This is a genomic window from Parascardovia denticolens DSM 10105 = JCM 12538 (assembly GCF_001042675.1).
Classification (GTDB): Bacteria; Actinomycetota; Actinomycetes; order Actinomycetales; family Bifidobacteriaceae; genus Scardovia; species Scardovia denticolens.
The window spans coordinates 903,728-927,028 of sequence record NZ_AP012333.1 but is presented as its reverse complement, the minus strand read 5'-3'; the positions used below and the strand labels follow the sequence as shown (position 1 = coordinate 927,028).

The 23,301-nt window shown below is 58.2% G+C and carries 17 protein-coding genes; 7 read left to right on the top strand and 10 right to left on the bottom strand.

What is annotated here, in order from left to right; translation table 11 throughout:
* Positions 1 to 162: 162 nt before the first annotated feature.
* From pflB to PSDT_RS03840, 7 genes are all read right to left on the bottom strand, one after another.
* Positions 163 to 2,520 carry a formate C-acetyltransferase gene (gene pflB, locus PSDT_RS03870; RefSeq protein ID WP_006289262.1) on the bottom strand — a complete coding sequence of 786 codons (2,358 nt, stop codon included), beginning with the start codon at positions 2,518 to 2,520 and terminating at the stop codon, positions 163 to 165.
* Between the two features lie 184 nt (positions 2,521 to 2,704).
* Positions 2,705 to 3,097: an SPOR domain-containing protein gene (locus PSDT_RS03865; protein WP_006289263.1), complete on the bottom strand. Its 393-nt coding sequence runs from the start codon at positions 3,095 to 3,097 to the stop codon at positions 2,705 to 2,707.
* A gap of 55 nt (positions 3,098 to 3,152) precedes the next feature.
* Entirely contained in the window at positions 3,153 to 4,835 is a 1,683-nt protein-coding gene (locus PSDT_RS03860) for an NAD+ synthase (RefSeq protein ID WP_006289264.1), read from the bottom strand.
* 51 nt (positions 4,836 to 4,886) lie between these two features.
* The gene (locus PSDT_RS03855; RefSeq protein WP_006289265.1) at positions 4,887 to 6,350 is read right to left on the bottom strand and encodes a replication-associated recombination protein A; all 1,464 of its coding nucleotides are present in this window, start codon (positions 6,348 to 6,350) and stop codon (positions 4,887 to 4,889) included.
* A gap of 90 nt (positions 6,351 to 6,440) precedes the next feature.
* The gene (gene carB / locus PSDT_RS03850) at positions 6,441 to 9,671 is read right to left on the bottom strand and encodes a carbamoyl-phosphate synthase large subunit (RefSeq protein ID WP_006289266.1); all 3,231 of its coding nucleotides are present in this window, start codon (positions 9,669 to 9,671) and stop codon (positions 6,441 to 6,443) included.
* The gene (carA, locus tag PSDT_RS03845) at positions 9,664 to 10,794 is read right to left on the bottom strand and encodes a glutamine-hydrolyzing carbamoyl-phosphate synthase small subunit (RefSeq protein ID WP_036737416.1); all 1,131 of its coding nucleotides are present in this window, start codon (positions 10,792 to 10,794) and stop codon (positions 9,664 to 9,666) included. Before carA ends, carB begins: the two co-directional genes overlap by 8 nt.
* Before the next feature lie 197 nt (positions 10,795 to 10,991).
* Positions 10,992 to 13,595 carry a DEAD/DEAH box helicase gene (locus tag PSDT_RS03840; protein ID WP_006289269.1) on the bottom strand — a complete coding sequence of 868 codons (2,604 nt, stop codon included), beginning with the start codon at positions 13,593 to 13,595 and terminating at the stop codon, positions 10,992 to 10,994.
* A gap of 151 nt (positions 13,596 to 13,746) precedes the next feature.
* Here PSDT_RS03840 and PSDT_RS03835 point away from each other — a divergent pair, with 151 nt between their 5' ends.
* From PSDT_RS03835 to PSDT_RS03820, 4 genes are all read left to right on the top strand, one after another.
* A complete protein-coding gene (locus tag PSDT_RS03835; protein ID WP_006289271.1) occupies positions 13,747 to 14,706 on the top strand; it encodes an ABC transporter ATP-binding protein in 960 nt (319 codons plus the stop codon).
* A 54-nt stretch (positions 14,707 to 14,760) separates the two neighbouring features.
* A complete protein-coding gene (locus PSDT_RS03830) occupies positions 14,761 to 15,675 on the top strand; it encodes an ABC transporter permease (RefSeq protein ID WP_006289272.1) in 915 nt (304 codons plus the stop codon).
* Positions 15,676 to 15,767: 92 nt separating this feature from the next.
* On the top strand, positions 15,768 to 16,232 hold the full coding sequence (locus PSDT_RS03825) for a LytTR family DNA-binding domain-containing protein (RefSeq protein ID WP_006289273.1): 465 nt from the start codon (positions 15,768 to 15,770) through the stop codon (positions 16,230 to 16,232).
* Between the two features lie 25 nt (positions 16,233 to 16,257).
* Complete coding sequence (locus PSDT_RS03820; RefSeq protein ID WP_006289274.1) at positions 16,258 to 16,839, top strand: DUF3021 domain-containing protein; 582 nt, start codon at positions 16,258 to 16,260, stop codon at positions 16,837 to 16,839.
* On the opposite strand, the gene PSDT_RS03815 is transcribed toward PSDT_RS03820, so the two are convergent.
* Entirely contained in the window at positions 16,812 to 17,444 is a 633-nt protein-coding gene (locus PSDT_RS03815) for an isochorismatase family protein (protein ID WP_006289275.1), read from the bottom strand. The two genes, PSDT_RS03820 and PSDT_RS03815, sit on opposite strands and share 28 nt — an antisense overlap.
* Before the next feature lie 234 nt (positions 17,445 to 17,678).
* On the opposite strand from PSDT_RS03815, the gene PSDT_RS03810 reads away from it, so the two are divergent.
* From PSDT_RS03810 to PSDT_RS08090, 3 genes are read left to right on the top strand one after another with little or no spacing between them, the layout of a single operon-like run.
* The gene (locus PSDT_RS03810; RefSeq protein ID WP_006289276.1) at positions 17,679 to 18,815 is read left to right on the top strand and encodes a hypothetical protein; all 1,137 of its coding nucleotides are present in this window, start codon (positions 17,679 to 17,681) and stop codon (positions 18,813 to 18,815) included.
* Positions 18,805 to 19,983, top strand: coding sequence for a hypothetical protein (locus PSDT_RS03805; RefSeq protein WP_006290439.1), 1,179 nt, complete (start codon positions 18,805 to 18,807; stop codon positions 19,981 to 19,983). The genes PSDT_RS03810 and PSDT_RS03805 overlap by 11 nt, the downstream gene beginning before the upstream one ends.
* Before the next feature lie 39 nt (positions 19,984 to 20,022).
* On the top strand, positions 20,023 to 20,307 hold the full coding sequence (locus tag PSDT_RS08090) for a hypothetical protein (protein WP_006290440.1): 285 nt from the start codon (positions 20,023 to 20,025) through the stop codon (positions 20,305 to 20,307).
* Between the two features lie 23 nt (positions 20,308 to 20,330).
* On the opposite strand, the gene PSDT_RS03800 is transcribed toward PSDT_RS08090, so the two are convergent.
* Both PSDT_RS03800 and aspS read right to left on the bottom strand, forming a co-directional pair.
* A complete protein-coding gene (locus PSDT_RS03800) occupies positions 20,331 to 20,999 on the bottom strand; it encodes a DUF4097 family beta strand repeat-containing protein (protein ID WP_006289277.1) in 669 nt (222 codons plus the stop codon).
* 198 nt (positions 21,000 to 21,197) lie between these two features.
* Positions 21,198 to 22,994 (bottom strand): aspartate--tRNA ligase, encoded by a 1,797-nt coding sequence (gene aspS / locus PSDT_RS03795; RefSeq protein WP_006289278.1) that lies wholly within the window; start codon positions 22,992 to 22,994, stop codon positions 21,198 to 21,200.
* Between the last annotated feature and the right edge of the window lie 307 nt (positions 22,995 to 23,301).

Here is a 23,301-nt window from a genome sequence, read left to right as displayed (position 1 = left end):
TCGTCTTCCCCTATCCTAACGTTTTTCCTGCCCAGACAGAAAGAGGTGTCAGTCCGCTTCCCTCTGAGCACAGGCGATTCGTTTAAGAAGAGGTAGGCCAAAAGGGAAGAGGGGCCGGACCCTCGCGGCCCAGCCCCTCTGGCTTAATCGGAAAAGCTACCCTTAGTCGGTCACCGCTCCCTGATGGAAGGTGCGGGAGATGACATCCAGCTGCTGTTCCTTGGTCAGCTTGACGAAGTTGACGGCGTAGCCGGACACGCGGACGGTCAGGTGAGGATACTTTTCAGGATGCTCGACGGCGTCCTCCAGCTGTTCCTTACGCAGGACGTTGATGTTGGCGTGGTAGAGGCCATGACCGTTGCCGGAATCCAGGATGCCCACCAGATTGGTGATGCGGTCCTCTTCATCGCGACCCAAACCATCAGGGGTGATGGTGTTGGTCAGGGAGATGCCATCCAAGGCGTCATCGTAGTCGATTTTGCCCACGGAATACATGGAAGGCAGCATGCCATGGGAATCCATGCCGTTCTCAGGGTTGGCGCCGGGGGCGAAGGGGGTGCCCTTCTTGTGCCCAGAGGGGAAGGACCCGGTGTTCTTGCCATATTCCACGTTGGACGTGATGGTCAGGATGGACTGGGTGGGGACGGCGTCGCGGTAGACGGGCAGACGACGAACCTGACCCATGACGGTGGAGACCACCCACTTGGCCAAATCATCGGCCCGGTCATCATCGTTGCCGTAAATCGGGAAGTCGCCCACGGTCTTGAAGTTGACGATCAGGTCGTCGTCAGCCCCTTCCACATACTCGGGAGTGCCCTTGGCGTCCTTGTTGTAGATCGGGTAGACCTTGGCGTACTTGACTGCGGACAGGGAGTCGGCCGCGATGGACAGACCGGACATGCCGCAACCGAGGGTGCGGTAGACTTCCTTGTCGTGCAGGGCCATCTCGATGGCCTCGTAGGCGTACTTATCATGCATGTAATGGATGATGTTCAAGGCCTCGACGTAAGTCTCGGACAGCCATTCCAGGGCCTTCTCGTAGTTCTTGGTGACGGACTCGAAGTTGAGGGAGCCGTCCGCGTTGAACTGGATTGGATCCAGGACGCCTTCGTCGATCACGCGCAGACCGGTCATCTCATCGCGGCCGTCGTTGAGGGCGTAAAGGAAGGCCTTGGCCGTGTTCACACGGGCGGCGAAGAACTGCATCTGCTTGCCGACACGCATAGGAGACACGCAACAGGCGATGGCGGCGTCATCGCCCCAGTGGGAACGGATGTCCTTATCGGACTCGTACTGGATGGCGGAGGTGTCGATGGAGATCTTGGCGCAGAAACGCTTGTAGCCTTCCGGCAGCTTGGGATCCCAGAAGATGGTGATGTTGGGTTCGGGGCCGGGTCCCAGATGCTCCAAAGTCAGGGTGTTGAGCAGCCGGAAGGAGGTCTTGGTGACCAGGGTGCGGCCATCATCGCCGAAGCCTGCGTCGGACCAGGTGGCCCAGTAAGGGTCGCCGGAGAAGATGTTGTCGTAGTCCTTGGTACGCAGGAAGCGGACGATACGCAACTTCATGACGATGTTATCGATGATTTCCTGAGCATCGGTTTCATCGATGATGCCGGCCTTGAGGTCGCGCTCGAAGTAGCAATCGAAGAAGGCGGACAGGCGGCCGATGGACATGGCGGCGCCATCCTGGCTCTTGACGGAGGCCAAGTAGCCCATGTAGGTCCACTGAACGGCTTCCTTGGCTGTCTGAGCGGGACGTGACAGATCCAGTCCGTACTCGTTGCCCAGAACAATGAGCTTCTTCAGGGCCTTGATCTGCTCATCATGCTCTTCGCGGAAGCGGATCCAATGCTCGATCTCAGGCTCGGTGAAGTCGTTGCGGTAAGGGATGGAGTCCTTGTCCAGCTTCTTGAAGGCGATCAGGGTGTTGACGCCGTAAAGGGCCACGCGACGGTAATCGCCGATGATGCGGCCACGGCCGTAAGCATCCGGCAGACCAGTGAGGATCTTGTTGTGGCGGGCGCGCTTGATACGGGCGGTGTAAACGCCGAAGACGCCATCGTTATGGGTCTTGCGATAACGGGTGAAGATCTTCTTGATCTCGGGATCAGGCTCCTTGCCAGCCTCGCGGATGGCCTGCTCAACCATGCGCCAACCGCCGTTGGGCATCATGGCGCGCTTGCAGGGAACGTCGGTTTGCAGGCCGACGATCACATCATCCTGGTCATCGATATAGCCAGCGGGGAAGGCGTCGATGTCCGCGGGAGTATGGGTGTCGACGTCATAAACGCGCTGCTTGCGTTCCACTGCCAGATATTCGTCATCCAGCTTTTTCCACAGGTGCTTGGTCTTCTCGGTCGCGGGGGCCAAGAAGGATTCATCACCCTCATAAGGCGTGTAGTTCTTCTGGATGAAGTCACGCACATCAATGTTCTTTTCCCAGTTGCCGCCGACGAAGCCCTTCCAAGCCTCAGCCTGGAGTTCCTCAGCGGAAACGACTGGCTTTTCTGTGGTAGTCATATGCACTCCTTTTTGTGCCTCGTTCCATACGATGCTTCAATGCGTCGGATAAGTCCATTCTAGATGAGGGGCTTGTATTCAGAGTGGCTTTTTCATCCTCATAGAGAGGCAAATGCGTGACCTTTATCACATAATGACGGCAAGGAGATCGTTCTTTTCTACAAAAGTCAGGCTGGGGGAAGAATCAGAACCAGCTCCCCTTCCAGTCATCGGCCTTGTCCCGGCGACTTGGCTTTTTGCCGTCCCCGCTCTTGCCGGCGCTGTCGCCGACGCCATTGGCTGAGCCCGAACCATCCCCTTCCTGATCGGACTGCCCTGCCCAACGTTTGTCTTCGGCCTCCCATTCCTCATTCCGCTTCTTGGCGAGTTCCAAAGCCTTCTCGGCTTCCTGACGGGTCTTATACGGCCCCATCCGGTACTCATACGACGAAAGCATGCCGTGCTCCACCTGATGGGTACGGGAATTGTAATACCACTGCTTCTTGCTGCCGTCCGTCACATGCATGTCATCCGCCTCCTCGAAGCATGCCCCATCGATTTCCCAGCGACGTCGGGAGACTGGCTCGAAATCCTTCAAGACCGTCAGTCTCCACCGCTTTTCATTATCCCCTATCGGCGAGCGTCCAAGACCGTCATTCCCTGAAGGCGGACGTCACCGGAAGGCGACGATCGCGTCCGAAGGCCAGGGCCGTCACCTTGGGCCCGAGCGGGTACTGGCGACGCTTCCATTCGGCCTTGTCGACCAGGCGCATGACCGTATCCACCGTCTCCGGGTCGAAACCGTCCTTGAGCAAATCAGCCCGGCCATGGGCCTTCTCGATATAAGAAGCCAGGACTTGGTCCAAAAGCTCGTATTCAGGCAGGGAGTCGGAATCCTTCTGGCCCGGGCGCAGCTCGGCGCTAGGCGGTTTGAGGATGGAATTGACCGGAATCGGCGGCACCTGACCTTTGCCAAGCGCATAGGAATTGCGCCACTTCGCCAGCTGCCAGACCTTGGTTTTGAGGACGTCCTTGATGGGGGCGTAACCGCCCACCGCGTCGCCATAGATGGTGGAATAACCGCAGGCCAGTTCGGACTTGTTCCCGGTGGCCAAGGCCAGGAGGCCGTGGGAGTTCGAGTAGGCCATGACCAGGACCCCACGCATCCTCGCCTGGAGGTTTTCGGCCGCGATCCCCTGCAAATCCAGCTGTTTCTGGAAGGCTTGGAAGAGGGGTTCAATGGGCTGGATCTCATAATGGGCTCCCATGTTCGCGGCCAGATCGGCAGCGTCGTCTTTGGATCCGGAGGATGAATACATGCTGGGCATGGATAATCCCCAAACATTACTACCGCCAATGGCATCGGCGGCCATGGTAGCCACCAGGGCGGAATCGATTCCCCCGGACAGGCCCAAGACCACGCCTTTGAAGCCGTTCTTGGCCATATAATCCTTCAAGCCCAGCACACAAGCCCGATAGACCTCCTCGTCCGAATCCATGAGGGGGATCAAGGTCGACCTTCCCGCCTGGTCGGAGTCGGTTCCAGCCACAGCCGGCAAGGTCCAGAAACTCAGGTCTTCCACGAACTGGGGGGAACGCTCTTCGACGCCGCCATCAGGGTTGACGACGAAGCTGGCACCATCGAAAACCAGGTCATCCTGACCGCCCACCTGATTCAGGTAGATGACTGGGGCCGTCACCTCCCGAGCCCGCCTGGCGCACAAATCGGTGCGGATATGCCCCTTCCCCTCTTCATAAGGGGACCCGTTGATGGTGGCCAGAAGGTCGATCCCCTTCTGAGCCAATTGGGCCACCGGCCCGCCTTCCTGCCAGATGTCTTCGCAGATGGCGAAGCCGATCTTCCTGCCTTTGATGGTCATCACCAAAGGCAGGTCCCCGGGGGAAAAGATGCGGAACTCATCGAAAACCCCATAATTCGGCAGGAAATGCTTATCGTAGGAAGCTTCCACCACCCCCTGGTGGAGAACGATGAGCCGATTGCGGGGCAGGCCATGGGCGTCGGCGGCGACGGTCCCCACCACCACGTAGAGATCGCCCAGACCTTCCTTGCCCAGGTCTTCAGCCAAGGTGGAAGCCTTGTCCCAGGCCGCTTGGCGGAAAGTCGCCCGGAAGGCCAGGTCTTCGATGGGGTAACCGGTCAAGGTCATCTCCGGGAACAGGACCACATCGGCCCCTTGTCCGGCCGCCCGACGGGAATAGGACAGGACCTTGGCCGCATTGCCATCCAGGTCGCCCACGCAGGTGTCGATTTGGGCCAAAGCGATGGTCACGGAAGAGTTGGAAGAGTCGGAAAAGTCATCAGTCATACCCGTCATGATAGTCCCTTCAAAGGATGCGACGACACCTTCTGGCGTCGGCAGCCCCCCTTACTTATCCCCTTGGGCTTTCCTGTCTTTCCTTTCTCTCCCATCTCCTTGATCCCCCGCATCCGTCGTCTCTTCACCTTCGCTTTTGTTCGCACCGGAGGACGGCTCCCCATGCAAAAGGGAGCGGATGGCTTCCAACCTGGGGCCCAGCTGTTTCTCGTAACCGTTCTCTTTGGGATGGTAATACTCATGGCCGCGCAATTCTTCAGGCATGTACTCCTGCCGGGCGATGTCATGCGGGGCGTCGTGGGCGTAAATGTAGCCTTCCTTGTTTCCCCATTCCTTCATGAGCTTGGTCGGGGCGTTGCGCAGGTGGAGGGGGACCCGGCCGATGTCACCGGAATCCACATCGGCCAAGGCGGCGGCGATAGCCTCATAGGAGGCGTTGGATTTGGGGGCTGTGGCCACGGCGATCACGGCCTGGGAGAGGATGATCCGGGCCTCCGGCATGCCGACCAGGGCGACGGCTTGGGCGGCGGCCACGGTCAATTGAAGGATCTGCGGAGCGGCCATGCCCACTTCCTCGCTGGCGGCGATAATGATGCGCCGGGCGATGAAACGGGGGTCTTCCCCCGCCCGGAGCATACGGGCCAGGTAGTGCAAGGAAGCGTCTACGTCAGACCCGCGCATGGATTTGATGAAGGCGGAAGCCACGTCGTAATGGTTGTCCCCGGCCTTATCGTAACGGATCTGGGCCGTATCCATGACGGAAACGACCACGGCCGAGCTGATCACAGGCCGTTTGCGCCCACGGGGCCGGTCCTTGTCCCCCGTGATGGCCCCTGCCGCGGCCTCCAGGATCGTCAAAGCCCGGCGGGCGTCTCCTCCGGCAAGGCGGATGATGTCGTCCGCGGCCGAATCATCCAGACGGACTTCATCCCCCAGCCCTTCCTTGCTGCGGAGGGCCCGGTTCACGATCGCTTTGATGCTCTCCTGGGACAAGGCTTCCAGTTTGACCACGACGGAACGGGAAAGCAGGGGGGAGATGATGGAGAAACTCGGGTTCTCGGTGGTTGCGCCGATGAAGGTCACATCCCGGTTCTCCACCGCAGGCAGGAGGGCGTCCTGTTGGGATTTGGAGAAACGATGGACTTCATCGATGAAGAGGACCGTCTCCTTGCCTTCGGCCACCAAGCGCTGACGGGACCGGGCGAGGACTTCCCTCAGCTCTTTGACCCCGTCGATCACGGCCGATAGTTCTTCGAAGGCCCGCCCCGACTCATGGGCGGCGATATAAGCCAAGGTGGTCTTCCCCACTCCGGGAGGGCCGAAAAGGATGATGGAGCTGGGCGCCGTCCTCGAATGGGAGGGGGCGGAGGCCAGTCGCCGCAAAGGCGACCCCTCCCCCAGGACCCGACCCTGACCGACCACCTGGTCCAAGCTGGTCGGCCGCATCCTTACCGCCAAAGGCCGGACGGTGGCCTCGTCCCCCACATCCGCCGCTTCGAAAAGATCAGCTCCCATGCTTCGCACCCCCGCCCGAAGCCGGGGCTTCGGGCATCCACATCATCGGAAAAGCATCCACATCATCGGAAAAATCGTCTGATATGAATCCTAGCGGCCCATCTGGTCCAGCGGGGCCAAGGTGAAGGATCGGGACTCCAAGACACCTAGGAGGGCGTAAGCCGTATCGAAGGAAGTCATGCAAGGGATGTTGTTCTCCGCGGACACCCGTCGAATGATGAATCCGTCCTTCTGCAGGTTCCGATCGGACGAAGAGATGGTATTGATGACGAAGTTGGCCTTGCCTTGTTGGATCAGATCCGTCACCGTATCGGTGTCCGGGCTTTCCTCCGACACCTTGGCTGCCGTATGCACGTACAAGGTGGAATCATGTTTGCGTAGGAACTCAGCCGTCCCCTTGGTGGCGTAAAGGCCATAACCGATGGCGGAGAAACGGCGGGCTATGCCCAAGGCCTCCTCCTTATCGCTGTCAGCCACGGTCAGAAGCACATGCCCATGGTTGGGGATGCGGATACCGGCTGCCACCATGGCCTTGTACAGGGCCTTGTCCAAAGTGCTGTCGGCTCCTAAGGCCTCGCCCGTGGATTTCATCTCCGGGCCCAGGACGGTGTCGACGCTACGCAGCTTGGCGAAGGAGAAGACCGGGGCTTTCACGAAAACGGCTTTTTGTGGCTCCGGCTTGTAGCCCGGAGTAAGGCCTTGATCGATCAGGGACTGCCCCAGCAGGGCTTTGGTGGCGATGTTGCTCATGGGGACCCCGGTGATCTTGCTCAGGAAGGGAACCGTGCGGGAGCTACGGGGGTTGACTTCGAGCACATAGACCCGGTTCTGCTTATCCACGATGAACTGGATGTTATAGAGGCCGACGAAGCCGAAGCCGGTGCCGATCCGCAAGGCGTAATCGACGATGGTCTGCTTCACCTGGTCGGAGACGATCTGGGAAGGATAGACGGAGATGGAGTCACCCGAATGGATGCCGGCTCTTTCGATATGCTCCATGAGGCCGGGGATGAAGACATTCTCCCCATCGCAGATGGCGTCGATCTCCAGCTCCTTGCCCAGGACGTAACGATCGACCAGGATGGGGGCGTCATGAGAGATCTCTTTGACGGCCGTGGCCATGTAGACCTTGAGTTCGTCGCCGTTGTGGACGATTTCCATGGCTCGCCCGCCCAAGACGTAAGAGGGCCGGACCAGGACCGGGTAACCGATGCGGTTGGCGATGACCAAGGCCTCATCCACGGTCACGGCCGTAGCTCCTTCAGGCTGTGGGATCTCCAGGGACTGCAAGGCGGCTTCGAACTCATGCCGGTCTTCCGCCCGGTCGATGGCTTGCAAGGAGGTCCCCAGGATCTTCACTCCATGAGTGGCCAAGGAAGCGGCTATGTTGATGGCCGTCTGGCCACCGAACTGGACGACCACGCCCAAAGGCCGCTCCAGGGCGATCACCTGCATCACGTCTTCCGTGGTAAGTGGCTCGAAATAGAGCCTATCGGAAATGGAGAAGTCGGTGGAGACGGTCTCCGGGTTGTTGTTGATGACGATCGCCTCGTAACCTTCCGCCCTCAAAGTCTCCACGCAGTGGACGGTGGCGTAATCGAACTCCACCCCTTGCCCTATGCGGATGGGGCCGGAACCAAGGACGACCACCTTGCCTTTTTTACCGGGGACCGGAGCTGGATCGGACTCATTGGTCGTCTCGTAGGTCGAGTAGAAGTAAGGGGTTGCGCTTTCGAACTCGCCGGCGCAGGTATCGACCATCTCGTAGACGGGGACGATGCCTTCCCGCTGTCTCAAGCGGTAGAGATCGGCCTCGGCCATGCCCCAGGCGCGAGCTATGTAGGAGTCGGAGAAGCCGTTGCGCTTGAGCAGGCGAAGGGTGTCCACATCTCCCACATGCTCGGTCATGGTCTTTTCCAAAGAAATGATCTTCTGGAAATGAGAAAGGAAGAAGTAGTCTATCTTGGTGATTTCATGGACTTCTTCAGGGGAATGACCCTGACGTAGCCATTCCATGACGGCCAGGATGCGTTCGTCATCTCTCTTGCGGATTTTCCGGGCCAGCTGATCCTTGGAATAGGCAGCCAGGGAAGAATCCTGCGGATGATCCAGCTTCATCTCCAAAGAGCGGACCGCTTTGAGGAAGCTTTCCTCAAAGGTGCGGCCGATGGCCATGACTTCGCCGGTCGCCTTCATCTGGGTGCCTAGTTGACGGTCTGCGGTCTCGAACTTGTCGAAGGGGAAACGGGGGAACTTGGTGACGATGTAGTCCAGGGCCGGCTCGAAACAGGCGTAGGAGGTCTGGGTGATCGGGTTGAGGATTTCGTCCAGGCTCAGCCCCACAGCCAGTTTCGCGCTGATCTTGGCGATGGGATAGCCGGTCGCCTTGGAGGCGAGGGCGGACGAGCGGGAGACGCGGGGGTTGACTTCGATCACGTAATAGTTGAAGGATTGGGGGTTCAGGGCCAGCTGCACGTTGCAGCCTCCGCAGATCTTCAGGGCCCGGATGATGCGCAAGGAAGCGTCGCGCAGCATCTGGTTCTCCCGGTCGGTCAGGGTTTGGATCGGGGCCACCACCACGCTGTCGCCGGTATGGATGCCCACCGGGTCCACGTTTTCCATATTGCAGACCACAATGGCGTTGTCGTGGGCGTCGCGCATGACCTCGTACTCGATTTCCTTGAAACCGGCGATGGACCGTTCGATCAGGCACTGATGGACCGGGCTCATCTTGAGGCCGGCATCGGCTATATGCCGCAATTCCCGCTCGTTATGGGCGAAGCCGCCGCCGGTGCCGCCCAAGGTATAGGCCGGGCGGACCACCACCGGATAGCCCAGTTCGCCTGCGAATCGGACCGCGTCTTCTACCGTGTGGACGATGTCGCTTTCGGGGACCGGTTCCCCCAGCTCGTTCATCAGGGAGCGGAAAAGCTCGCGGTCTTCGGCCTTGTTGATGGCTTCCAAGGTGGTTCCCAGGATCTCCACCCCGTATTCGTCCAGAACTCCGTCGTTATGGAGTTCGACCACCATGTTGAGGCCGGTCTGTCCGCCCAGGGTTCCCAGGATGGCGTCCGGTCTTTCCTTATAGATGACCCGCTTGGCGAATTCCACGGTCAAAGGCTCTATATAGACCTTGTCTGCGATGGACCTGTCGGTCATGATGGTAGCGGGGTTGGAGTTGATGAGGACGACTTCGTAGCCCTCTTCTCTCAAGGATTGGCAGGCCTGGGAGCCGGAATAGTCGAATTCAGCCGCCTGGCCGATGATGATGGGGCCGGAGCCAATGACCAGGATCTTATGGATATCAGTACGCTTAGGCATGGGCTTTCTCCTTATCACCTTCATCGTCTGCAGCGGCTTTTGCACGAGAACCATGGGAGGCTGAATCCATCAGGTCCATGAACTGGTCGAACAGGTAATTGCTGTCGTGCGGGCCGCCGTTGGCCTCGGGATGGTATTGGACCGAAAAAGCGGGGACCGTGGTATTGCGCACCCCTTCACAAGCCCCATCGTTGAGGGAGATGTGGGTCAGTTCCAGGTCGGTTCCCGCCAAGGAATCCTTGTCCACGGCGAAACCATGGTTCTGGGTCGTGATCTCCACCCGACCGGTGGCCAGGTTCTTGACGGGATGGTTGGAACCACGATGTCCGAACTTGAGCTTGTAAGTGCTGGCTCCGCAGGCCAAAGACAGGACCTGATGACCCATGCAGATTCCGAAGATGGCTGTCTTGCCCAGGAGCTGACGGACGGTTTCAATGGCTGGGGCGATATCGGTGGGGTCGCCCGGTCCGTTGGACAGCATGACCCCATCAGGCCGATAATCCAAGATCTGCTCGGCGCTGGTATCCCATGGCACCACGATCAGGTCGCAGTTGCGTCGGGTCAATTCACGGACGATGCTGAGCTTCTCCCCGAAATCCAGGAGGACCACCCGGCGGCCACGGTTGGGGACCGGGAAAGGCTTGCTGGTGGAGACCCGCTGAATCTGGTCATGCAGGAAATCAGAGGATTGAAGCTGGGTGGTCACAGCGGCGATGTCTGCGTCAGGATTGGCTATGATGGCCTTCATGGTTCCCCGGGAACGGATTTTCAGGGTGATGGCTCGGGTATCCAGCCCGTAGATGCCAGGGATATGGTTCTTTTTCAGATACTGGTCCAGACTCTCCTGACTGCGCCAGTTGCTGGGCTGATCGCAATAATCTCGGACGACCAGGCCGAAGAGGACGGGTTCCAGACTTTCATTGTCGTCGGGATTGATGCCGTAATTACCAATAAGCGGGTAGGTCATGGTGATGATCTGCCCGCAATAGGAATTATCGGTGATGATTTCCTGATAACCGGTCATCGACGTGTTGAAGACCAATTCCCCTATGCGAAAATCGTCGGAACCAAAGGCAAAGCCTTGGTAAACCGTCCCATCTTCCAGGACCAAAAGCCGTTCCATAAAATACCCTCTCCGCATGCTGCGGAGAGTCCGGCAACATGCCAGATTGCGTGTCTCCCAAGCCCTGCGCCAGCGACGCGGAAAGAAAGAAAACACTTGATTTCTTGTGGATACCCGGGGATATCTTTTTCATTTAAACGTCATGACTGGACACGGAAAACACCCTTTTGGCGCTTAAGTCCATTCTCTGATCAGGTTTAAATCAGCTCGTCCGACCTACCCACTCGGTAAGAGGAGAAGACCACCTGCCCTTCCTCCTGGGTCGCGGCCAGATCCACCTGAGCGTCGATGGCCCAATCGTTGTCGCCTTCAAAATCCCGGATCACCTGACGGACATGCCAGCGATGGGACTTCTTCTCCTCCGACTCGTCCAGGATGAAATAGTCGAGGGACCGGGCGTCCGCATCGGTGAGGATTTCCTCATGATCCTGGTAGAAGTCGTCCAGGACCTGGTCCCAGTCCCTCTGGTTGTAGCCGAAGTCGGAATCCAGCCCTCCCAAGGTCTTCGAATCCTCGATGGCCATGAGCTGGACCCGCCGGAAGAGGGCGTTGCGCACCAGGAGGGTCAAAGCGCGGCGGTTGGCTACGATGGATTCTTCCACGGTCGGCGGAGCGGCGGTCAGAGCATTGGTTTCCTTGCCCTGGTCGGCGTAAGAGTCCTCCCACTCATCCACCAGGGAGGAATCGACCGTGCGGACGATGTATCCCAGCCATTGGGTGATGTCGCCCAAAGTCTGGTCCACCTTATCCGGCGGGACCGTGCGGGAGAGGGCCCGATAAGCGTCGCTCAGGTAGCGCAGGAGGTTGCCTTCGCTGCGGGGAACCCCGTAAGCGGCGATGTATTGGGTGAAATCGGACGACCTTTCCACCATGTCCCTCACGATGGATTTAGGTTCCAGCTGGTAATCGGCCGCCCAAGGCATGTCGTTCAGATACTGGGAGAAGGCCGGCATCAACAGCTCTTTCAAAGGCTGGGGGTAAGTGATCGTTTGCAGCTTTTCCATTCGCTCGTCGTAATCCAGGCCTTCATCCTTCATGCGCAGCATGGCCTCGTCCCTCGCCCTTTTCTCCTGGACCCGCAGAATCTGCCGCGGGTTCTCCAAGGTGGCTTCGACCATGGAGACCACGTCCAAGGCATAGGAAGGGCTGTCCGGGTCCAACAGCTCCAAGGCGGCGATCAGGAAGGGGGACAAAGGCTGGTTCATGGCGAAATCATCCGGCATATCCACCGCCAGGGTGTAATCCATGCTGCCGTCGTCCAGCTCCCACTTCTCCACGATTCCCGAATCCATAAGGTTCTCCATGATGGAAGCGGCCTGCTGGCGGAGCTTATCCTTATCCGTCTCGCTTTGCGCGCTGGCCTCGATCAGGTCTTTGATCCTCTTCCAGGCGTCCCCACCCTGGCAGATTTCGTTGAGTACCAGGGAATGGGTCATGGTCAGATGCGGCTGCAAAGTCTCCGGTTGGGCGTCGATCAGCTTGGAGAAGGTGTCTTCCGACCAATTGACGAACCCTTCCGGGGCCTTCTTTTTCTTGATTTTCTTCAGCTTCCTGGGATCGTCCCCGGCCTTGGCCACAGCCTTGGCGTTCTCGATCTCATGGTCCGGGGCCAAAGCGATGACCAGGCCTTCCGTATCGAAGCCGGACCGCCCCGCCCGGCCGGCGATCTGATGGAATTCGCGAGCGCGCAGGCGGCGTTGCTTGTAGCCGTCATACTTGGTCAAGGCGGTGAACACGACCGTATGGATGGGCACGTTGATGCCCACTCCCAGGGTGTCCGTTCCGCAGATGACCGGCAAGAGACCGTCCTGGGCCAGTTGTTCCACCATGCGGCGGTAGCGGGGAAGCATGCCGGCGTGGTGGACTCCGATTCCGTTGATGAGGAAGCGGCGCAAGGTCTTGCCGAAGGCGGTGGTGAATTTGGTATGTTCCAAGGCCTGTTTGATCTTTTCCCTCTGCTCTTTGGAGGCGACTCCGAGCCCAGCCAGGTTTTCCGCCGCGGAGACGGCCGCATCCTGGGAGAAGTGGACGATGTATATGGGGGTTTTCTCATCGGCGATCAGCCGATTGACCACGTTGGGCAGAGGCTCCACCAGGTACTGGTATTCCAGGGGGACCGGCCTCTTCGCGTCCGAAATCAGGTCGACCGGCCGGTCCGTTTGCTCTTCCAGCAGGTCTTCCACCCCTTGGACGTCCCCCAAGGTGGCCGACATAAGCAAAAATTGCGTGTGATGAAGGGTGATGAGGGGGACCTGCCAGGCCCAGCCCCGGTCCGAGTCCCCGTAGAAGTGGAATTCATCCATGGCCACGCAGGAGATGTTCCCCCTCTCCCCTTCCCTTAAGGCCTGGTTGGCGAGGATCTCGGCCGTGCAGCAGATGATGGGGGCGTCGGCGTTGATCCGGGTGTCTCCGGTGATCATGCCCACATAGGCTGGTCCGAAGATGGAGACCAATTCGAAAAACTTCTCCGAGACCAGGGCTTTGATGGGGGCCGTATAGCAGGACTTTTCCCCCTGGCAGAGGGCCATGAAATGCATGGCTATGGCGATCATTGACTTTCCCGACCCGGTAGGGGTATTGACAATGACGTGGTCTCCGGACAAGAGGCAGAGGATGGATTCTTCCTGGTGAGGCCACAGGTCGAGGTGGCGGACCTGGTGGGCCCAGTCAAGGAAGCGGTCGAAAATCTGGTCGTCGGTCAGGTTGGGCGATGCCAGGTCGAAAGCGTCGTTAGGCACCAGTTTGCCCAGGGCGGCGGGGGACGGGTCGGTCGCAGCGGCATGCGGGTCAGGATCAGTCATGGCTTCCACTTTATCCGTATGCTGGCATATCAGGGGGGTCGTCCCTTACCGCTCACGTCCATTCCCTGACCGCTGACAAAATCCACGGCCTCCTTTGGACAGCTTGGGCATAGACTGGGAAAGACGCAGGACGATCGACGAAAGGAAGCCCATGCAGCCACTCCTGACCATCTCCCATCTCAACAAGAGCTTCGGGCATCTGCATGCCGTGCGGGATTTGTCTTTTCACGTGGATAAAGGTCAGCTTTTCGCCTTCCTCGGAGTCAATGGGGCGGGGAAAAGCACGACCATCTCCATGATTTGCGGGCAACTTAGGCCCGATTCGGGGACCATCAGCATCAATGGGCGCCAGACGGCTTCCTCTTTGCGGGAGGTGAAGGCCTCCTTAGGGGTCGTCTTTCAGGATTCCCTCTTGGATAAAGACCTGTCGGTGGAGGACAACTTGCGCTATCGGGCCGCCCTCTATGGGATCCATGGACGGGATTTCCGCAAGCGCTATCGGCGGCTGGCCTCGGCTTTGGACCTGGATCCCCTGGCCAAGCAGGAGGTCCGCAAGCTATCGGGCGGGCAACGCCGTCGAGTCGACATAGCCCGGGCCATCATCCATGAGCCTTCCCTGCTGATTCTGGATGAACCCACCACCGGCCTGGACCCCCAGACCCGGCGGGATCTGTGGAATGTCATCCGGTCTTTGCAAAACGAACGGGGAATCACCGTCCTTTTGACCACCCATTACATGGAAGAGGCCGCCCAGGCGGATTACTCCATCATCATCGATAAGGGTCGCATCATCGCCCAAGGAACTCCCTTGAATCTGAAAACCACGTACGCCGGGGATACGGTGATCATCTACGACCACGACGAGAAGGAGGTCCAGGAGCTGGGCCTTCCTTATCGGGCTCGAGCGGGACGGTTCGACATCCCTGTCAATTCCCCCGCCCAAGCGACCGAACTCATCCTTGCCCATCCTGGCCTTTTCACCAATTATGAGGTGATCAAAGGGAAGATGGACGACGTCTTCCTCAAGGTGGTCCGCCAGGCCGAAAACGAATCGGCCCATCAAACGGGCGACCCCTTGCCCACGCCTTCCTCAGCGGAGACGACGGAATAGACCCCTGTAAACAGACCAGCCACGACGCACCAACCAGGAAACCGGCCCCTACCCATGAAAGCGAAAACCATGCGCACTTTCCTCTCCCTGACAGCCCGAGACACCAAGCTTTTCTTCAAAGACAAGGGCTCCTTCTTCAGTTCCCTGATCACCCCGGTCATCCTTCTGGTCCTCTACGCCACCTTCCTTTTGAGGATTTATCAGAACAGCTTCAAAAGCGGCATTCCTCCGCAGGCCAAAGTTCCTGAATCCACCATCACCGCCTTGAGCTCCTCCCAGATGATTTCCTCCCTCCTGGCCGTCAGCTGCATCACCATCACCTTCACCTCCAGCCTGCTCATCGTCAAAGACAGGGCCAGCCACAGGATCAACGACTTGACCGTGACTCCGATCAGAATGCTCACCTTGAGCGCCGCCTATTTCGCTTCCTCCTTCCTGGCATCCATGATCGTCAATGGTCTGGCCCTGATCGCCAGCCTAATTTACCTGCACGCCAGCTCCGTCCCCATCACCGCCTCCATGGTCGCATGGATTCTTGTGGATGTGGTCGTCCTCACCCTTTTAGGAACGGCCATGGCCACCGCGCTCACGATCTGGCTGAATACCCAGGGGCAGGCGACGGCTGTCGGATCCATCGTCAACGCCGGCTACGGCTTCATCTGCGGGGCCTACATGCCTTTCGCCAGTTATTCCCCTGGATTGCAAAAGGTCTGTTCCTACCTGCCCAGCACTTATGCCACGACCGTGATCCGCCAACATGTCATGGGCAGCTCCATCGATTTGTTGAAGAAGGCCGGTCTGCCGACTTCCGCTCTGGACAGTATCAAAGAAGGCATCAGCTTTACCGTCTCTTTCCAAGGAAATCCGGTCCCGACCGACGTCATGCATGGGGTGCTTGTGGGTTTCAGCCTGGTTTTTCTCCTGATTTTCATCCTGGGGACCCGCCTGGGCGGGGCGGCCCAACGATAATCATCGATAAGCGGCAAGGAATAAAATAATCGGAGACGGATGCTTATGTGTCCGCCCCCGATTGCCCCCCATCACAGATCCAAGGAGCAAGAATGGACCTGAATCTCCGGATTGATCCTTCCTTCGACGGACCGGAACGTGTGGATTTTCACCTGAAAGCCATGAGTCCTGCCGTTGAAGAGGCTATTCGCATCCTGTCCGAAGACAATCTGGAAAAGGGCAACCCCGAAGAAGAGGGCCTCATCTGGTGCGCCTTCGGCACTTCCCTGGTCCCCATTCAGGTGGAAAACATTTACGCCGTTTATACCCTGCGGGAGAAGACCTATGTGATGACCGCCCAAGGCAGGTACGAATTCAGAGGCCGGCTTTATCAAATCCGTCAGCTCCTTCCTGATACTTTCCTGGACGCCTCCCGCACGGCCACTATCAACGCCCATAAGATCCAATTCCTCGATTTGAGTTTCACCGGGACCATCAACGTCGTCATGAAGAACCATGAGAGGATACAGGTCTCCCGGCGCTTCGTGTCCGATTTCAAAAAAAGGCTCGGCCTGTGAACCCTGTCATCATTAAGGAGACCCTATGAACCAAGAACATCTCTCCCCCGGTCAGGCGGACTCGCGCGACTGGGATGATCTGAGAACAAACGAGGAGGAAAAGCCGCTGGCCCTGGGAAAGATCCTCTGGAACGGGATCAAAGGCGCGGGGTTGGGCATGCTTATCGGGGGTGTCGCATCTCTTCTCTCCAGTGCCCTCAACCACACCAAAGAGTATTACCCCGCCCCTCCCCGCTTCATGGCCCACTTCCCTACCCAGCTGGAGGGGGTTGCGGCCAGCTTCCTGCTGTGGTGCCTGATCGGCCTGGTCTTCTCCTGGGGAAATTACGTCTGGCAGAAAACCGCCTGGTCCCTGCTGAAACGGACCATCGTCCATTGCCTGATCTGCTATGTCCTGTCCACGATTTTGATGGTCTGCGCAGGCTGGTTCCCGCTGAACGTCCCGTGGATGATCATCTACACCCTCATCTGGTTCCTGGTTTATGCAGTCGTATGGTCGATTTCCGTCTGGCGGGCGCGTAAGGAAGTCGATGCCGTGAACGCGCGGATCCAGGCCGTCAATGCCCGGGAATCGGAGGATCAGAGGTCGGCCAGCGGCAAAGCCTGATCAACCAGTTCCACCCCAGCTGCCTTCATCTCTTTCCTTGCCAGAAGACCCAGGTCCTCGCTGGTCGGGGCGGTCAGATCTTCGAAGACCCGAACCCGATAGCCGAGTTTGACGGCGTCCAAGGCGGTCTCCTTGACGCAATGGGATTCAGCCAGACCGACCACGTCCACCTGATCGGCCCCGGCCTCTTCCAAGGCATGGGCCAAAGTCAGGCCCTTGCTTTCGAAATCGGCGAATTCCTGGCGGCTATGGATCCGTGACGAGTTGTCCTCGATCCCTTCGAAGCCGGAGTAAGCGGCTTTATATTGCCCTTTCTTGAAATGATGTCTGATCCCCAAGGCGGCTATCGCCGGGTGAAGATCCGCGTTAGGGCTGCCGGCCTTGCCATGCACCGGCCAGGTATCGGCATAATCGGGGTGCTCCGACCAATGGTTACCCGGTTCGATATGCCAATCCTGAGTGGTGGCTATATAGTCGTAATCGGGCCGATGTCGAGCGACGAAGGCGGCGATCCGGGCGGCGACCGCATTCCCGCCTTGCACCGGCAGCTCCCCTCCTTCGCAGAAGGTCGGCTGAACATCCACGATAATCAATGCTTTCGTCATGCGGACTTCCTTTGTTTCCTTTTCTTATTCGTTCCTATTCGCGATCTTCGGATCTCGGACTTCTGACTGGAACACTTTGAAGACCTCATCATCCCCCGATGAACAGGATACTCCGATTCATTTCGGAGCCATAATCGTCGCCCCCCCCCCCGCTAGATTTTAAAGAAATTCTTCATGGTTACGGAGGGGAATGAAAGCCTCTCCGTTTCTTATTTCACACAGAAAGGTGCTCACATGGGAATCGACCTTAAAAAGCTGGCTGATGATACAGGGAAAAACATTCATAAAGGCCTTTCCGATGCAGGGAAGAATCTGCGGAAGGCTGCGAGTAAAACCGGGGAGACAGTCAAATGGGCCGCGAAAGATCCGGCCAAGGCCGCCAGCACTGCAGTCCGGTCAGCCGGGAACGCCGTGCGATCCGCAGGGAACGCTGCCGAGGACTTTGTCGACAACACGAAGAAGAACGGTTTCCTGAATGCCGGCCTGCGTAAGCATGCAGTGAAAGACTATAATCAGGCGGTTTCCCTCTACACGGAAAAGGCGAAAGAAACCCAGGAAGCCAGCACGAAATTCTACGAGCTCCGCAACAACGCCCTCCTCCATGTTCGGCTGGCGGAAAGCCATATCAATTCCCTGGCTAACACTCCTAAGAAATTCGAGACTGATCTTCAGGAAATACGTTGGGAGATCGAAGATTTCACTGCGAAGACCCACGAAATCACCGAAGCGGAAAAGGAGGCGAAAATGGCCGGCGAGGCAGCGGGAATCGGCTCTACCGTCAGCGCTCTGGGTGTGGCGGTCGCGACTTTGGGGCCAACTGCGGCCATGGGAATCGCAACCACCTTCGGAACCGCTTCCACCGGAGCGGCCATCGCCACCTTAAGCGGAGCGGCAGCCGAAAACGCCGCTTTGGCCTGGTTGGGCGGCGGAGCGCTAGCTGCAGGAGGGGGCGGCATGGCTGCTGGAGACGCCCTGCTCGCCCTGGCCGGCCCTGTCGGCTGGGCCATCGCAGGAGTGGCGCTCGCCGGAGCTGTCGCTGCTGGTAATCATGCCGCAAAAAAGAATCAGACTGACGCTCAAAAGGCAATTGAGGAACGTGAGCGTCGGGAAGTCATCATCCGGAATCTTGAACTGGTCCTCGATAAAATCCATTCCCTCTACGAACTCACTCAAGAGCAGATTTCTCTGGTCGATCAGGTCAACGCCAAGGTCAAAGGACTGGATTATCAGCTTTTCAATCAGAAAGAAAAAGAAGAAGCCGGTATCCTGGTCAATCACGCCTTGGTCCTCGCCCAGCTCATCAATCAGGAAATCCAAACGGAAGAGCCCTCCGACAAGCCAGCGGAAAAAGAGGAATCCCATGCTGAGTGAACAAGAGAAAGACCAAGTCATCAACCAAGGGATAGCCGATTACATCCGTTTCCTCAACACCCAACGTTTGAAAACCCTGGCGGATACTTTGGAGAAAATCCTCACCGATGGCCAGAATGCGGAAAACGACCTCAACAACCGGCTGGCGGATGCTTTAGACCAGCTGGTCAAAGCGGATAACAGAATCGGCGAGTACATCGCTTCCGACCGAGGCGGAATCAAAGGCATCCATGGCTTTATAGCCGAACAAGCCGAGATAGGCATCTCCAACGCCAAAAACGCTTTCCAAGGAATTGATTCAATCATCAAGGCTTTTGACAATAACGGTCCTGCTGACCTCCTGGTAGGAGGCAAAGCCGTTCAAGCCAAGTTCTATCAGAACCTGGTAGAGGAACTGAAGACCACGCTGAACCCCGAACACCGGAACATGGATATGCTCTTCCCCAAAGACCATGTCGCCATCTATAAAGCGATCATGAACGGAGAGACCCATGTGGAATATGAGGGAAGTCCCCTCTCCCAGAAAAAAATCACTAGGATCAGGGAAATAATCAAGGAAGCAGAGCAAGAGCGAAAGGCTCCTTTTTCTCAATGGATGAGGCCAGCCCAAACCGATTACGACCAGGTCCAAAAGAACACCTATGAGAAGACCTTCGCCAGCCAAAAGGAATCCTTCCTCCAACAAAAGCAGGAAGAGAGCAAGGAAATTCACAACCAGGCGGACCAGGAACGAACCCTCGCGGCGAAAAAGGCGGCGCCTGACCTCGGTGAGGCAGCCAAAGCCGGAGCCGCTGGAGCCTTCGTCCAAGGAGGATTCAATTTCCTCTCCTTCGCCTATAAGAAGCACAAAGAAGGGAAGGAGCTATGGCAGTATGGTAGCGAGGATTGGAAGGCTTGCGGACTTTCCACCGCCCAAGGCGCTTTCAAAGGAGGCTTCTCCGGCTTCGCTATCTATGGTCTGACCGATTTCTGCGGCTTGGCAGCGCCTAGTGCGGGAGCGCTTGTGAGCGGGACTTATGGCCTTCTGAACTCGGTTATTGAGTACAGGGCGGGAAGACTGGATGACGACGGCTTTATTCAGGCGGTCATCTTCAATTCCGTCGATTCCGTGGGGGCCGCCCTGGGAGCTGCCGTGGGGCAAGCCCTGATTCCGATTCCCGTCCTGTGAGCGGCAATCGGTTCGCTTATCGCGACCAACGCTCTGAGTATGGGCAAAGATTTTCTCTCGAAGCAAGAGAAGGAAGCCCTTGCCTCCTATCAGCAAAAGATCAATCAGTATGTTCAGGGACTGGATCAAGAATATCAAGGCCACTTCCAAGAGATTCACGCACGTTATCTCGAACTGGGTGACCTGCAAACCTACTCGTTCGATTTCGGGGTGAACGTCAGACTACGGCTCGTCGCTTCCATAGAATTAGCGGAAAAAGCAGGGGTACCCGAGGAGAGAATCCTCCATACTGACTCCGAAATCGATGATTTCTTCCTGAGCTAGGATCGGAGTGTCCCTCGACGGTCTCAGCTGCAATTGACGCTGCCGACGGACGCTTCAAGCCTGACCATGGGGCTGCCTTCACGGTAGAAGTTGCCACGGCCGCTGTAACCGTTGACTGGGAGGCTTACATGGCTCAGGGTGGAACGGACGTCCAGACCCATGTCCGGCCGAATGCAATCCTTCAACTTCAGGCTGCCGGCGTTGACCTCGAAGGAGCTGTCTTCCCGCAGGTTGAGGCCCCGGGCCTTCACGGCCCCCGCGTCCACCAGCATCCTGGCCTTCCTGGTCTGGCAGCCCTTGATGGACACCGTAGCGGCGTTGGCCTCCACTTTCAGCTTGTTCAAATCGAAACCGTGCACTTTCACGGTCGCCACGTCGGCTGAGATCTTCAGGGAATCCAGCTTCGGCAGAGTGATGGTGAGCTTGTACATGTCCTTCCTGCTGGTGCCGATAGTGCCTCGGATAGTGAGGAAGCCATTGAAGATCACCCGGTCAGGATGGTTCTTCTTCCACTGGGACTTGTTGATCTTCACCTTGAGCTTGTCTTCCTGGAAATTGAAGGAGAAATCATCCTCCCCGCAGTTCTCATAAGTGACTGAAGGCTGGTCCCCCTGGATGACCGCGATGGAGCAGACCGTCGCCTTGATGGTGAGCCTGCGAACCTGGGCCAGCTCTTCCTGACTGATAGCCATAGCATCCTCCTTGCCGATTCATCATCGCTTCCTACGGCGGATGATCCACGATTGCGATTGATAAGACCAATCATAACCATGGCCCTCTCTTTATCAAATCAGAGACGAATATATTCAACATAGGTTTATACGGCGAAAGGCCAGCCCGTGAGGACTGGCCTGTGAAATCCGATCTAGTCAGACTCTTCGATTAGTCGATCACTTGTCTTCCTCAGGATCGTAATCGACGCCGGTTTCGGCGCGCTGCTCGTCGGAGATGGGGGCAGGAGCGCCGGTCAGAGGATCGGCCCCGCCGCCGGACTTGGGGAAGGCGATGACGTCGCGGATGGAATCCTCGCCGGAGAGGATGGCGGCGCAACGATCCCAGCCGAAAGCGATGCCGGCGTGAGGAGGAGCGCCATATTTGAAAGCCTCAAGGAGGAAACCGAACTTATCCCGGGCCTCTTCCTCGCCGATTCCCAAGACTTCCAGGACGCGATCCTGGATATCGTCGCGATGGATGCGGACGGAACCGCCGCCGATCTCATTGCCGTTGCAGACGATGTCATAAGAGTCGCTCATGGCATGCTCGGGATCCTGATCGAACTTGTCAATCCAGGCGGCGGAAGGCATGGTGAAGGGGTGATGCATGGAAGTCCACTTGGAATGGCCCACGGCCACATCATCGTCGTCGGGGTCATCGGTGCGCTTGAAGAGCGGGAAATCGACGACCCAGGTGAAAGCGAACTCGTCCTTGTGCAGGAGACCTTGGCGCTTGGCGATTTCCACGCGCGCGGCCCCCAGAAGCAGCTGAGAGGACTCTCGGGCACCGGCGGCGAAGAAGACGGCGTCTCCAGGCTGGGCGTGGACGGCCTTCATCAGGCCATCGCGCTCGGCATCCGACAGGTTCTTGGCGACCGGCCCCTTGAGGACACCGTCTTCCGAGAACTGGACGTAGGCCAGGCCCTTGGCCCCGCGCTGACGGGCCCATTCCTGCCAGGCGTCGAACTGGCGGCGAGGCAGATCGGCCGCTCCCTGGTAAACCACGGCGCCCACATAGGGAGCCTGGAAGACGCGGAAGGGGGTGTCCTTGAAGTAGTCGGTCAAATCGACCAAGGGGTTGCCGAAACGCAGATCAGGCTTGTCGGAGCCATACTTGTTCATGGCATCGGTCCAAGTGATGCGGGGGAAGGGAGTGGCCACCTGATAACCGGCGGATTCCCACACGGCCTTGAGCACCTGTTCAGCCATGGCGATCACGTCTTCCTGGTCCACGAAGCTCATTTCCATATCGAGCTGGGTGAACTCGGGCTGACGATCGGCTCGGAAGTCTTCGTCCCTGTAACAGCGGGCCAGCTGGTAGTAGCGTTCCACCCCGGAGACCATGAGCAGCTGCTTCAAAAGCTGGGGGGACTGGGGCAAGGCGTACCAAGAGCCGGGAGACAGGCGGGCGGGAACCACGAAGTCACGGGCCCCCTCGGGGGTGGACTTGATCAAAGTCGGGGTCTCCACCTCGGTGAAGCCCAGCTTGTCCAGTTCGCCCCGGGCTGCCCGGGCCATGTTGGAGCGCAGACGAAGATTCCTCTGCATCTGAGGCCGACGAAGGTCAAGGTAGCGGAAACGCAGGCGGGTGTCCTCCCCCGGCAGCTGCTCTTCGGTCTCGTTCGCCAGAGCGGTGGAAACCTGGAAAGGCAGGGCTGCGGACTTAGCCAGAACGGTCACCTTCCTGGCGACGATCTCCACTTTGCCGGTGGCCAGATGGTCGTTTTCATTGCCTTCCGGGCGTTCGCGCACATCGCCGGTCACCTGGACCACGAATTCGGACCGCAGAGGACGGGCCACCTCTTCCTCGTAAATGACCACCTGGACCAGGCCGGAAGCGTCACGCACATCCAGAAAGGCGACGCCGCCGTGATCGCGACGCCGGTCGACCCAACCGGAAATGGTCACTTCCTGGCCGATCACAGCTTCCGTAATATCCGCGCAATGATGCGTGCGATAAGCCGTTTGACTCATTCTTTTCCTACCTCGCAAACGTTTGCTTGACTGTCAGCGTTAAAACCTCCTATAGCCTACAACATCAGGGGTATTTCACCCCCAGATCCACGAATCGTCCCGACATCGCGCTTCAGCAAGACCTCAAACCCCTGCGTGAACGCGGCTACGACCTAGCCCTCCTCGGCCGCATCGTCGACGTCTTGACTCTTCGGCAACAATCTGACAGCAAATACCGGGACCGTACCCTCACGGGAAATTCCCACAATCACCGGGGGTGCCGCATCATGCCTGACTTTTGCGTTTCGCTAAGAATGCGGCGACGAAA